The sequence below is a fragment of the Anaerobacillus sp. QJM3NY_17 genome (genome assembly GCF_056173665.1).
Map to the genome: position 1 here is coordinate 448572 of NZ_CM149685.1, position 12926 is coordinate 461497.

The 12926-nt window shown below is 38.2% G+C and carries 13 protein-coding genes; 8 read left to right on the forward strand and 5 right to left on the reverse strand.

All coding sequences use genetic code 11. The features are described 5' to 3' along the window. Positions 1 to 16 precede the first annotated feature (16 nt). Positions 17 to 1930: a heavy metal translocating P-type ATPase gene (locus AC0VYV_RS02415; protein WP_475373233.1), complete on the reverse strand. Its 1914-nt coding sequence runs from the start codon at positions 1928 to 1930 to the stop codon at positions 17 to 19. Between the two features lie 300 nt (positions 1931 to 2230). On the opposite strand from AC0VYV_RS02415, the gene AC0VYV_RS02420 reads away from it, so the two are divergent. Next, a complete protein-coding gene (locus tag AC0VYV_RS02420; RefSeq protein ID WP_194220116.1) occupies positions 2231 to 3028 on the forward strand; it encodes a VLRF1 family aeRF1-type release factor in 798 nt (265 codons plus the stop codon). Between the two features lie 147 nt (positions 3029 to 3175). On the opposite strand, the gene AC0VYV_RS02425 is transcribed toward AC0VYV_RS02420, so the two are convergent. After that, positions 3176 to 4342, reverse strand: a complete 1167-nt coding sequence (locus AC0VYV_RS02425) for a class I SAM-dependent methyltransferase (RefSeq protein WP_475366452.1) — start codon at positions 4340 to 4342, stop codon at positions 3176 to 3178. Positions 4343 to 4442: 100 nt separating this feature from the next. On the opposite strand from AC0VYV_RS02425, the gene AC0VYV_RS02430 reads away from it, so the two are divergent. Then, positions 4443 to 4904, forward strand: coding sequence for a VanZ family protein (locus AC0VYV_RS02430; RefSeq protein WP_194220114.1), 462 nt, complete (start codon positions 4443 to 4445; stop codon positions 4902 to 4904). A 38-nt stretch (positions 4905 to 4942) separates the two neighbouring features. On the opposite strand, the gene AC0VYV_RS02435 is transcribed toward AC0VYV_RS02430, so the two are convergent. Together AC0VYV_RS02435 and AC0VYV_RS02440 are read right to left on the reverse strand one after the other, a co-directional pair. Further along, the gene (locus AC0VYV_RS02435) at positions 4943 to 5401 is read right to left on the reverse strand and encodes a TlpA disulfide reductase family protein (RefSeq protein ID WP_194220113.1); all 459 of its coding nucleotides are present in this window, start codon (positions 5399 to 5401) and stop codon (positions 4943 to 4945) included. A 142-nt stretch (positions 5402 to 5543) separates the two neighbouring features. Beyond that, complete coding sequence (locus tag AC0VYV_RS02440; protein WP_475373235.1) at positions 5544 to 6713, reverse strand: MFS transporter; 1170 nt, start codon at positions 6711 to 6713, stop codon at positions 5544 to 5546. Positions 6714 to 6854: 141 nt separating this feature from the next. Here AC0VYV_RS02440 and AC0VYV_RS02445 point away from each other — a divergent pair, with 141 nt between their 5' ends. Continuing rightward, complete coding sequence (locus AC0VYV_RS02445) at positions 6855 to 7244, forward strand: OsmC family protein (RefSeq protein ID WP_475373236.1); 390 nt, start codon at positions 6855 to 6857, stop codon at positions 7242 to 7244. Positions 7245 to 7339: 95 nt separating this feature from the next. On the opposite strand, the gene AC0VYV_RS02450 is transcribed toward AC0VYV_RS02445, so the two are convergent. Next, the gene (locus AC0VYV_RS02450; protein ID WP_475373773.1) at positions 7340 to 7762 is read right to left on the reverse strand and encodes a pyridoxamine 5'-phosphate oxidase family protein; all 423 of its coding nucleotides are present in this window, start codon (positions 7760 to 7762) and stop codon (positions 7340 to 7342) included. A gap of 185 nt (positions 7763 to 7947) precedes the next feature. Between AC0VYV_RS02450 and AC0VYV_RS02455 the strand changes: the two genes are divergently transcribed. The 5 genes from AC0VYV_RS02455 (at position 7948) to AC0VYV_RS02475 (ending at position 12915) form a co-directional block, all read left to right on the forward strand. Then, complete coding sequence (locus tag AC0VYV_RS02455; protein WP_475373237.1) at positions 7948 to 9336, forward strand: MATE family efflux transporter; 1389 nt, start codon at positions 7948 to 7950, stop codon at positions 9334 to 9336. A gap of 74 nt (positions 9337 to 9410) precedes the next feature. Further along, complete coding sequence (locus tag AC0VYV_RS02460) at positions 9411 to 10013, forward strand: YczE/YyaS/YitT family protein (protein ID WP_430241626.1); 603 nt, start codon at positions 9411 to 9413, stop codon at positions 10011 to 10013. Positions 10014 to 10179: 166 nt separating this feature from the next. Continuing rightward, positions 10180 to 10974, forward strand: coding sequence for a YfkD famly protein (locus AC0VYV_RS02465; protein ID WP_194220109.1), 795 nt, complete (start codon positions 10180 to 10182; stop codon positions 10972 to 10974). 144 nt (positions 10975 to 11118) lie between these two features. Next, the gene (gene pdaA / locus AC0VYV_RS02470; RefSeq protein ID WP_475368359.1) at positions 11119 to 11904 is read left to right on the forward strand and encodes a delta-lactam-biosynthetic de-N-acetylase; all 786 of its coding nucleotides are present in this window, start codon (positions 11119 to 11121) and stop codon (positions 11902 to 11904) included. A 141-nt stretch (positions 11905 to 12045) separates the two neighbouring features. After that, positions 12046 to 12915, forward strand: coding sequence for a DNA-3-methyladenine glycosylase family protein (locus AC0VYV_RS02475; protein WP_430241528.1), 870 nt, complete (start codon positions 12046 to 12048; stop codon positions 12913 to 12915). The last annotated feature ends 11 nt before the right edge of the window (positions 12916 to 12926 follow it).

Sequence of the window (12926 nt, forward strand, 5' to 3'; positions counted from 1 at the left end):
ATCTATTGGGCTTTTGTTATTTTAATAGGCGTAATCCATTTAATATAACAAGAATGGTACTTCCTTCATGACCGAGGACTCCCAATGGAAGAGTGAGGAATTGAAAGAAATTAGATGCAATAAGGATGAGTATGACGGCAATGGAAAAGATCACGTTTTGTTTTACAATTTGATTTAATCGGTTAGAAAGATTTACGGCTCGAGTAAGCTTTCCAAGATCATTTTTCATTAGAACAACGTCTGCCGTTTCAAGAGCTACATCTGTTCCCTGTCCCATAGCAATCCCAACATCAGAAACCGCTAGAGCAGGTGCATCATTAATGCCGTCCCCAATCATGCCAACCGTTGCATATTTTTTCTTTAATTCTTTCATGTGGGTTACTTTATCTTCTGGAAGACAATTGGCGAAATAGGTTTTTATGCCAACTTCTTCTGCTATCGCCTTTGCTGTTTGTTCACTGTCTCCTGTCAGCATAATAGGCTCAATCCCGCGTTTTTTCAACGCTTTAATCATTGCTGGCGATTCACTTCGTACTTTATCTTTTAAAGCTATCATACCAGCAAAACCATGTTGATCCGCAGCAAGTACAATGGTGTTCCCACTTGATTGCAACTGGGCGTACTTTTCTTGAAAAGAATCAAATCCATCCTTATCAGTAAAGAAATCTAACTTCCCTACCTTCCAACTGATTCCATTAATTTTCGCTTCAACACCCCATCCAGAATGATCCATCATTTCCTCAGGTTCAAGCCAGTTATGTGATCCTGAATGATTAACAATGGCTTTTGCAAGTGGATGTGTCGACTGCCGTTCGATAGAGGCTACGATGTTCATAAATGTCGTCTCATCCATATCTGAACGAGTGAGAACATCTGTAACTACTGGAGAACCTTCCGTTAATGTTCCCGTTTTATCAAGTGCAACAGCTTTCATGGAGCCTAGTTGTTCGAGATGAACCCCGCCTTTAAATAGGATGCCATTTCGTGCACCTGCTGATATAGCCGATAACGTAGCAGGCATAATGGAAGCAACTAGGGCGCAAGGAGAAGCAACAACTAGAAAAACCATAGCACGATAGATCGTTTCATCCCACGTCCATCCAAAAAGAAAGTGGGGAAGGATCATAAGTAAAGAGCCCATTAGTAATACGATTTTGACATACCAGCCTTCAAGTTTTTCGATAAACAGCTGTGATGGTGCTTTTTGATCTTGGGCTTCTTGAACAAGGGCAATGATTTTTTGGAAGACGGTGTCCTCACTACTCTTTGTCATTTTAACGGTTAAATGTCCTGATATATTTAACGTTCCAGCAAATACTTCCTCATTCATTCGTTTAATGACAGGAATAGACTCGCCGGTAATTGCAGATTGATCCAGAGAAGTTTGCCCTTTCATAATTAATCCGTCTGCAGGAACTCTCTCTCCTGGTTTAATAAGAATAACGTCATCTACAGACAGCGAACTAGCAGGTACAACCATTTCAGAACCGTTTGAAATAATGGTTGCGGTTTCTGGTTGAATTTCCATCAGAGATTGAAGCTCTCGTTCACTTTTGTTCAATGTATAGGTTTCAAGGGCACCACTTAATGCAAAAATAAATATAAGTATGGCTCCCTCAGTCCAGTACCCAATACTACCAGCACCGATCGCTGCGATGATCATAAGAAGCTCAACATTCACGTCCTTCTCAGCAAACGAGTCTTCTATTCCTTCTTTTGCTTTAGCGAAACCGCCAATAACAAATGCCGTGATATAGAGACTAGCTTCAACGGAAGGTGAAAATGCGCCCTCCATGATCCAAGCAAAGGCGATGATTAATCCGCTTATTAGGGCAGCAGTTAGCTCCCCATGACGTTTCAAAGTATTCCACCAGAAAGAAGTATGTGAAGTGTAAGTACTTGATTGAATATTTGCCTGTTCCATTATCATTCCTCCTTTTTCTAATTGAGAATAATAGTCATCTTCATTCCCTTACTAAACGTGCAATGCTGTGACCACTTAAAGTGGTCACAGCATTAGAAAGCTGATAATACGGAGTTATCTAAATCGAATTGAGAATGTTTTTCATGTAGATTAGAATAATTATCATGTTTTAATAATTTTATTCTATCACATGCTTCTCATCTTGACTATAAGAAAAAGAACAATTGGGCGGAATGATTTTATGTTTAAAAATGGGAATGAACAGGGAATTGAATTTGTAACAAAGAAAAGATGAGGAGGAGTACAATGCTATTAAAAGAAAAGCTAGAACAACTGAAACATGCTCGTGTCCAAAAGCCTGATAAAGTGTTTACTCTGTATTTAAATACGGATCGTCGTGATGCGGACCGACAAAATGGTGAATGGAAAATTCAATTGAAAAACGGATTTCGAAATTTCGAGGAATACTTAAAGCAAAGTGATAATAAAGAAGATCTTGAAAAATATGAAAAAGTAAAAGAGAAAATTCAAGATGAGCTTAATCGTATAGAAAATGATTTAAAACGCGGACTTATTATTATTGCTTCTTCAGATGATCAGATTTGGTTCGTAGAGCGTACGCAAGTTCCAGTCGAAACGAACCTTTATTGGGAAGAAGAACCTCAACTAGAAGTAGTAGAAGAACTTGAAAACAACTATCCAAATACTGGTATTGTGCTTGTCCATCATGATTATGTTCGGATTATTGAAACTGAACTTGGTTTTCTAACCAAAAGTGAAGAATATGCCTGGGATCCGGACGAGGATAACTGGAGAATTTACGAGGGAACAACGGGAAATGAGAATATCTCTGGAAATGGAAGTACAGCACAGCGAGAGCTATATGAAGATCGAGTAAAAGCCAATCGTGAAAGATGGTACAAATCGATGGCTGCAAAGCTTGATAAAAAAGCAAAAACTCAGCAGTGGGAAAAAATCTACGTGGCTGGTGAAAAAGAAGAAGCAAGCGAATTAAATGAGTTAATGAATAAGGAAGCTACAGTAGTTGGTAAGAATTATTCTGATAAGCGAGATGATGAAGTGATCGAATCGCTAGTCTCATAATAATAAAAGCACCCTTGAGGGTGCTTTTATTATTATGAGCTATGTTAGCTTCCACTGTTGCTTCTCGATTTTTGACTCATTCAATTGGTCATCACAGAACGAGCAAAAATCTAGAATGTTCATGAACATTACCTTATTATATTAGGGCTATTTGACAGCTTTAACAGTGAAAATTTTCGGAATGCCTCTGTCGTGGAGCTTAATATTCGGTTCCTCTGTTACCTGTTTAATAATAAGGTTCTCATCAGCAATGCTTGTAAGAATTTCACCAAGTGTCCATTTACGCTGAAGCACCAGGCTTTCTGCTGTTTCGTTCGTTAAATGCTTCTCAAAAGCAACTTTAGTTTTGTGGATTGTCGGATCGAAATAGTTACCATCAACTTTATGCTTCTTTCCTTTAGACGAAATAAGCTTTGTTGATATAGGATGGAAATCTTGGATTACAAAGGTGCCTTCTGGCTTCAAGAGACGTGAAACAACCTTGAAGAGAGGGTGAAGATCAAGGAAGTAATGTAAAATCCCCAGTTCCATAACAATAATATCAAAACTTCTATCGAGATCATGGTTCATTTTTAAAATGTCAGTGACATAATAGGAGAGGTCCACGTTACACTCTTCTGCAATTTCTTTGGCGAATCGCTCATTTTCATAGGAAAAATCGATGACTGTTGCATTTGCACCAAGTAAACTCATTGCTGTCGCTTTCATACCATGTGATCCCATTAAGTTGGCTACTTTCTTTCCTTGTAGTGAAGGAAGATACGGTAGAAGTGATTTAAGACGTGATTTTGGATTTTCTTTTAATTTTGTTGCGGCTTCTTCAGGTTTTCCAAATCGATTAAGCAATGCTTCGTAAGTTTGTTGATTCCAAGATTTTGCATTCTGGGCTGTCACATTCTCTTGTATTTCTTTTAGGTGAGCATCAATTATATTCCGCCATTCTGGAAGCTTCTGATAGTAATAGAGTGAAAGGCATTGAACCGATTGTTCTCCTAGTGAGACTTCAATGAGATAAGGGTTCGTGCGGATAACGGTGTTGTATGTGCACTCAATTCGTACCGGACACTCATCGATCACATAAAGAGCGTAAGCAGTTTCGGAAGTGTAATCGGGTTTTGCTACTCCGTATTTAAGATTGAAATCATCTACGACGGACTCAAAAGCATCCCATTGAATCGAAACGGCTATAGAATGAGGGGCATCGACTGCTCCTTGAAGCCAAAGAGCTGTTTCATTTATAAAGAAAAAAGGAATGTTATAATTGTTTAGGTTTGAAGAAAGGTTCTTTAAGACATTTTCTTGGAGTTCTGGCATTTTTCCACCTCAATTTTGTTACATGAACATATTTTGTATAGAATACTATAGCATATAGACAGCCCATAAGGCATCTGAAGAATAGGGAGAGACGTAGGATATGCAGACTCAGAATGAAGGTGTGTCAACGCAGAAATGGGTGAAGAGGGGTGGGTCCTTCGCTTTAGGTATCTACTTACTTGCGCTTTTCTATGCGACATTGTTTATTTATAATTATTATCCATATGGTAAATCAGTTAACCTTGTTTTGTTCGATAGTATAAAGTTAATGTGGGAAAGCGGAAGCTACTGGCTCATCTTAAAAAATATTATTGGAAATATTATGTTGTTTATGCCGCTAGGATTTTTAACACCGCTAGTTTATAAAAAAGGAAAGTCTGTGCTGATTATTGGCCTGATCGGTTTTTCAACGAGTACTGTTATTGAATTATTGCAGTACTTTGTCGCTCACCGTATATTTGATATTGATGATATTCTCTTAAATGCTCTTGGAGCTATCGTAGGCTACGGTGCCTATCGCATAGTGCTTTCATTATATAGGAAAATGAAAAAGACAAAATAAAAGAGGCAGCTTGCGCTGCCTCTTTATCATTTCGTTATTTAGTCTTCTTTCTTCGCTTTATCAAGAAGTTTAGTAATACGTTTTGTAAGCATTTTACGACCTTCTCCGCCTGCTTGGAAATGACGAAGTTTACCTTCTGAATCAAACACGTAATAGGCAGGTACATATTGATTTTCGAATGCGTCTGTCAATTTGTGATCACTATCAACGAAGATTGGTTGGCTAATATCGTGTTGATCAGCTACTTGTTTAATTTCTTCAAGGTCAAGGTCTTTTTCAGAGCGTGGCATATGAACAGCAATAACATTCATATCTTCACTATATTCATCACGGAATTCGTTAACCATTGGCATAGCTTCTTTACATAGACCACAGCTAATGGACCAGAAGTGAATAAGAGTAAGTGGTTTATTACCTACGAGGTCACTCTTCTTAACTTCTCCGTTAAACCATTCTTTTGCGCCTTCTAGTTCAGGCATTTCTTCGCGTAGTTTCATTCTGTATCGACTCCTTTGTTCGGAATTAATTATAATCATTATCAGATAATCACAATTCTTATTATAGTACATATAAATCATAAGTCAATGAAAAGGGTTCATGTATTATATTATTAAGATGGCTATAAAAAGGTTTCTTTACTCACGATGTAGAATACTGAGCATGTGGTTCGGGTTTCTTATGAACGGCTGTTGCTGTAAATAAGAAGAGTAGCATCCCGCTAATCGCATAGAAAATGCTTCCTTCTGTAAACCAATCAATGAAAACTCCACCAAGATAGGGCCCGAGTATACTACCAATGCCAAAAAATATGCCAGCTAGAATGTTCCCGGTTGGGAGAAGACTATTTGGTAGCAAATCGGCCAAGTAGGTAATACTCAGTGAAAATAAAGATCCAACCATCATGCCTGCAAGGAAAAATAAGATAAAAAGTATTGGTACTGATGTGGTGAAGATCGCACTCGAAAAACTAACCCAGCCAATAAAAATACTAACGAGTAAGATATTTTTCCGACCAAATTTATCACTGATAACGCCAAGAGGCATTTGAAACACAAGACTTCCGATCACAAAGGCTGGAAGTAAAATCGAAACCGATTTTATATCAATTCCGTTCCGAAGTGCATACACAGGGAAATTACCGTGAAGAGATGCTTCAAGAAATCCGTATCCGAAAGAAGGTAAGAGGGCTACCCAGCCAACTTTCAGAACGTGCGCATATTTAGATAGAACTCGTTCAGAACCGTGCGTCAATGGATCAGGGAACTCATTTTTGATTTTTGTCAGCATCAACCATGTCACCATAGCAATGCCTGATGCCAGTAAAAATGGAAGGTACATAGAATACTCAACTAGAATAGTCGAGAGGGGACCGGCAGCGAAACCAAGTCCAAATGCAGATCCATAAATGGCTATGTTTCTTCCCCTTTTTTCTTTTGGGGTCGTTGTTGTAATCCAAAGTTGTGTTGCGAAATGAAGAAGGTTATCTCCTATTCCGACAATGATCCTTAAAATGAACCAAAACCAAAAAGCCTGCCATATAGGTATTAGCGTGATTGAAACAATAACAAGCAGAAGTCCAACGGCTATAGCTGGTTTATAACCATATTTTCGAACGGGTTTCTCAATAAAGGGTGAGGCAAAAAGGATCCCTATGTAAAGAGCCGAAGCATTAAGTCCATTCATGCTAGACGATACGCCTGCCTCCTCTAGAAGAATAGATAATAAAGGAAGCAGCATCCCTTGAGAATACCCAGAAATAAAAACGATTGAAATAAGAATCAGAAATCGGTAACGGTTTGATTCAAACAATTTGTTCACACTCCAATTAGCCAAAAAAGGAAATTCTTATCAGTGCTTATTATAATGGAATGGGGTGAAAAGAGCCACCGTTCGCATTTTTTTAAAAGCTGATCTAAAATAAGGACAACGTCTAGTAAAGGAGTGGTCATGTTGGAATTTAACATGAAGAAAGAAGAAACTGGTTTTACAGCTGATTTTGAATATGGAACGCTTCATATTTCAGGGAACGAGCAGTTTGGTTTTCGTCCATATCAACTACTTGTTTCATCAATAGCAGTTTGTAGTGGTGGTGTGTTACGCCAAATTCTTGATAAAAAGCGAATGGACTATGAAGATATTCAAATAAAAGCGGATGTCACTCGTAATGAAAAGGAAGCAAATCGTGTTGAAGAAATTCATCTTCATTTCACACTAGTTGGAGAGCTGAACGAGCAGAAAGTAGAAAGAGCGCTTGAATTAACGAAAAAGCATTGTTCAATGGCACAGTCTGTTTTGGGAAGCATTAAATTGAAGGAAACTTTCGAGATTGTATCAAAATAAAGAAACGAAAAAAAGGGTCACCGCAGTGGCCCTTTTTTTCGTTTTTTTATTTTACCTATCTATGCGTAGTAAAACTCCTCTAATGGGAGGTTATTTTATAACTCAAGTGATTCTGGTGTGTTTTCACCCTCATTCATTAAACGAATTGTGTCCGGAGTGATTTTGAGAACGACATAGTTTGGATCTTCTGGTGAATCGAACCATTTTTTCAGCTGGTCACCCCATAGTTTTTCTTTCGTTTCTTTTGAGTCATCTATCGTGACGTGACCTTGTACTTCTACGTAACGGTCATGCCAACCTTCGCCGTCGTATCCAAGCAAAACGTGCACGTTATTATTTTGCTCGATGTCTTCTACTTTATGAGTTTCCTTACTAGTTGGAGTCATTAGTGTAAGTCCATCGTGGAAGAACGTCATAAATCTTGAATGAGGCTTATTTTCCTTCACTGTGCTAAGTGTTCCTACATAGTGAGAATCAAAGATGCTTAGTACCTTGTTTTTAATTTCTGATTGAGACATTGCCATTACAAATTCTCCTTTCGAATTTAACTCTAATCTTAATCTTCCTCTAATCTCGAATTCTAAAACGCGATAATATGCCATTATTTACTACGGGAGCTTTTAGCGCATTCATTCGTTTTTCATTCAGATACTAGGGGTATAGCCATATGTAGATTCTAATTTGAACATAAGAAGGTAATCAGATGAACAAGAGCTATGATTTTACTCAAGGTAACATTACGAAGCAAATGGTTTATTTTTCATTGCCTATTTTTTTAACTAATTTACTGCAAACGTCTTATCAATTTATAGATAGCATTTGGGTTGGTAACTTACTCGGTTCAAATGCACTTGGCGCTATTTCAATTGCAGCTCCCGTCATTTTTACTGTTCTCTCCTTCATCATCGGAGTGAATAGTGCAACGTTAACAGTACTGTCTCAGCGGAAAGGAGCATCTGATAAAAAGGGATTAGTCGAGTCGCTAAATGCATTTGTTGTCGCTTTAACGATCTTATCGGTTGCGTTTGGAATTATTGGCTTCCTCTTTACTGACCCTATTCTTAAATTCCTTGGAACGCCGGATGAGATATTTGAAAGTACGAAAGTATACTTGCGAATTAACTTTTTAGGCATTCTCTTTTTATTTGGTTATAACTTTATCGGCACAGTATTACGAGCTCTAGGGGATAGTAAAACTCCGATTCGATTTGTCCTTTTTGCTGTAATTTTAAATACTGCACTGGATCCGTTGTTTATTGCTTATTTCAACTGGGGAATTGAAGGTGCTGCATATGCAACGATTATTTCTCAAGGGTCAGCATTTCTATATGGTGTGGTTTATTCTATCTGGAAGTCTAAAATCCCGTTTACTGTTCCCCATCTTCCAGACATGAAAGAGCTTAAACGAATTTCAAAGCTTGGAATTCCTGCTGGTTTACAAATGATGACTGTTTCAGCGGGAGTGACGGCGATTATGGGGATTGTTGCAAGTTTTGGTACACAAGTTGTTGCAGGTTTTGGTGCGGCGCAAAGACTTGATCGCATTATCATGTTACCGGCGTTTACTCTTGGAGCCGCTGTAAATAGCATGGCTGGACAGAACATTGGCTCTGGAAAGTGGCAAAGGGTTTCAGCGATATCTAAGAATGGGATTATTTTAATCCTTGCCGTTTCTTTTACAATTAGTGCTATTATCTTTTTATCAGCTGAATCAATGATCCGTCTCTTTATTGATGATCCTAAGACAATTGCTTTCGGTGAGAACTACTTAAAAACCGTTGCCTTTTTCTATCCGTTTCTTGGTATTAATTTTGTTTTAAATGGAGTGGTTAAAGCTGCCGGTGCTATGGTTCAGGTGCTTATACTTAATATTATTTCATTCTGGATCCTTCGCGTTCCGCTCACTTACGCTTTTTCAAAATGGTTAGGAGCAGAAGGGATTGCGTACGGTATAGGAGTAAGCTTTATTATCTCGAGCGTATTTGCTATTGGATATTACCGTTATGGAAAATGGCGTGATATAGAATTATTCGATCAGCAAAGGGAAGAAGATTCAAGTCAATACGAAAGTTCAACTCAAAGTAAGGCTTAAAAGGAATAGCTTAGAAAATGTCGTCTTTTAACTACATCGTACGTTACAATGAAAAGGATATAGTTAAAGAGAGGATGCAGTCAGTGAAAATAAAACGATTCTTATTTTATGTAATAGGGCTTTTCGTATTAACTGCTGGAATAACATTAACAATTAAATCTGATATCGGAGCAGGAGCTTGGGATGCGCTTAACGTAGGATTATCTGAGAAGATCGGTTTTACGGTTGGGACCTGGGTAATCCTCGTTGGAGTCATCTTGATTATAGTCAATGCGCTTCTGATGAAAGCCTGGCCAGATTTCTTTGCTCTTATCACGATTATCGTAACAGGTTTGTTTATTGATTTTTGGTTAATTACGTTATTTTCAAATTGGACGATTACGGACGTATTCTTTGCTTATGCGGTTTTTATAATAGGAATGATATTCATCGGCCTTGGTATTGCGATATACCTTCAAGCCAAATTTGCGGTGATCCCAATCGATGGTTTAATGCTTGCGATTCATCATAGAACTGGTTTAAGCATTCGAACTTCGAAAACGGCTGGTGAACTTATTGCGCTACTTGCTGCATTGCTTTTAGGAGGGCCGATTGGTGTGGGCACGATTGCCATTACATTTGGCATCGGACCTCTTGTCCAATTTTTCTATCCTACTTTTGAGAAAATGAACGCTTAAGCGTTCATTTTTTTTGTGGGAAATGTCTAGCGCTTGTCGGCTCTATACGTTCGTTTCCGCTTTTAATATCTAAATTTGTTGGATAAAACGGATGGTTCTAGAAAAAAATACTGATAAGAGTTTGAAGCCATTCGTTTAAATGAATGCTAACAAAGGAGAAGTTTGTATGAAGAAAATCTTGTTAATGCTCGTTATTCTAGCTGTTATTCTACCTCTAAACACACTAGCCGCAGAAGGGCAGAAAGCGGGGAAAGATCAATCGCTAAAAGTTCCTGATTCTACGGTTAATATTTCGAAAGAAAACACTTATCCAAATCCCGCACAGGATTTACCTACCTTGCAGCCGAGTGAGTTGACGAAGGAGTTAACAGGATCTGCAGATGTCCCCATTGCTAATCCTGAATTGATTCAGATTTTAAATGATTCTTCGATTTCACCGTCTAAGCTAGCGATCGGTTATCGTGCGAGTATTTATCTAGGTAAGTGGGCGTTGAATTATGATTCTGCAGAAACAAATATTAACTGGCAATACAAGCAGGCAAATATAAATCGGGTAGATAATCGAGGTGGAAGTGGTCCAATTCAGATGACGTATCGCCAAGAGGAAGAGAAGAAGGTGAATGGTGGATTAACGGCCTCAATTCCTGATAGTGAAGACGTGAAGAAGATGATGATGATGAAGGCCTCTGAAAAAACGAAGCTCTCTTTATCTTTTCAAACAATGATTGGGAAAGATACTAAAAAAGGTAATGTGTATAATGTGGGAGCTAAGAACTATGGTACTTTAACGAGCTATGTTCCTGCTGTAAATGAAAAAGGGACAGTAACATATGGAGAAGTTTATCTTGTTTTAAAAGGAAGCAAAATGAAACTTGAGGTTCGTAACGTGACTCAGCAAGGAATTGGTGCATGGATCCCGGTTCAAGACTACCTTAGTTTTGAATTTAATACGCGACAATAACCAGCAGAAATGCTGGTTTTCTTATGAGGATAACAAGGTATTCGGTTCGAGGAAGTAATTTCCTTAGCCAAAGAGATGGAATTAGGATAGAAAACAGTGCAAACTTCACACACTAAATAAGGGGACAGACAAAGGAGGGATTAAATGAGGATACTCGTAATGACGATCGTTATATTTATTGGAACAGTGACGGGAACCTATGCGATAGATAACACGTCTCATGATTGGTATTTTAAACGAAGTAAAAATCATGCACCTGCCACAACAGAGCCTGAATTTCAGGAATTACTAAAGCCCTACGACAGCTACTTCATTGGTCGAACGGATCAGAAGGAATTGTATATGACATTTGATAATGGGTATGAGAATGGGTTTACTGACGATATTTTGGATGTTCTAAAGAAAGAAGATGTACCTGCCACTTTTTTCGTTACCGGTCATTACTTAAAGGACCAGCCAGATCTCGTTAAGAGAATGGTAAAAGAGGGACATATCGTTGGGAATCATTCCTGGAGTCACCCTGATATGACGGCCATTTCTGATGAAAAGATAAGACTTGAATTAAAAAAAGTGAAGGAGGAGTACACCCGATTAACTGGAGATGAAACGATGCAGTATGTTCGACCACCTCGTGGGGTTTTTAGCGAAAGGTCACTCGCTATTTCTTACGAAGAGGGGTATCGTAACATCTTCTGGTCACTTGCCTATAAAGATTGGGAAACGGATAAGCAAAAGGGGAGTCAGTATGCTTATGATTCGATTATGAAACAAGTTCACCCGGGAGCGATACTGCTTCTTCATACAGTCTCAAAAGATAACGCTGAAGCTCTTCAGAAAGTTATTAAGGATTTAAAGAAAGACGGGTATACCTTTAAAAGTTTGGATGACCTTGTCCTAACTGAAACAATTCCTGAACCGCTTATTCCTTAATAAATATTCTAGGCTGCCAGAAATGGCAGTCTTTTGCGTGATTTAAGAAGAAAGAAGAAAGGACGACTTACTATTCTGTAACTAGTAATCCTGTTTTGGATTTGCGATAATATAGACGACCTAAGAAAGGGAGGCGTTATGATGTGGGTTGAGAAATTATATCCTAAAGCGCCATATGACGTAGATCGACTTTTCCAAAGAATGAGCATGGATCCGCTTCAGTATATCGATGGTCACAGGCAACAATTTAAGATTCCTCTTATTATTAATAATGAAAAAGCCGTATATACAGTTCAATCAACTGGAAATCGTAAATACCCTTGCTTTGAGATATACGGATATGATGTAAGTAATAAGGAACAAGCGATTACTCAGATTAGTCAAATGTTTGACTTTCATATGGACATTGAAGGGATCTCATCAGTATTAAAAGAAACAAATATTCGATCATTAATGAATAATTACCTCGGTATGCCAATTATTTGTGAGCCTGACGCTTATTGTGCACTACTGAAGAATATTATTCATCAGCAGCTTAATATGAAGTTTGCGTATACGTTGACCTATCGTTTTGTGACAAGCTATGGAACTGAAATGGACGGCGTGTGGTTCTATCCTAAACCAGAGGTGGTTAGTCGTTTAACTGTTCACGAATTACGCGATTTACAATTTAGCAAAAGAAAAGCTGAATATGTGATTGGGATTGCTGAAAAGATTGTATCAGGAGCGCTTGATTTAGAGAATCTTTACAAATTAACAACTAAGGAAGTATATGATGAACTGCTTCCTATAAGAGGTGTTGGTCCATGGACAGTTGAATGTGTACTGCTTTTTGGACTAAGACGGAAAGATATATTACCTGCAGGTGATGTTGGGATCCAAAATGCCATTATGAAATGGTTTCAATTACCAACAAAGCCTACGAAAGAAGAAGTCGCTAAGTATAAAGAGAAATGGTCTCCGTATTCAAGCTATGTGTCCATGTATTTATGGGAAAGCTTAAGCGGTTAAGTAGAAGGAGA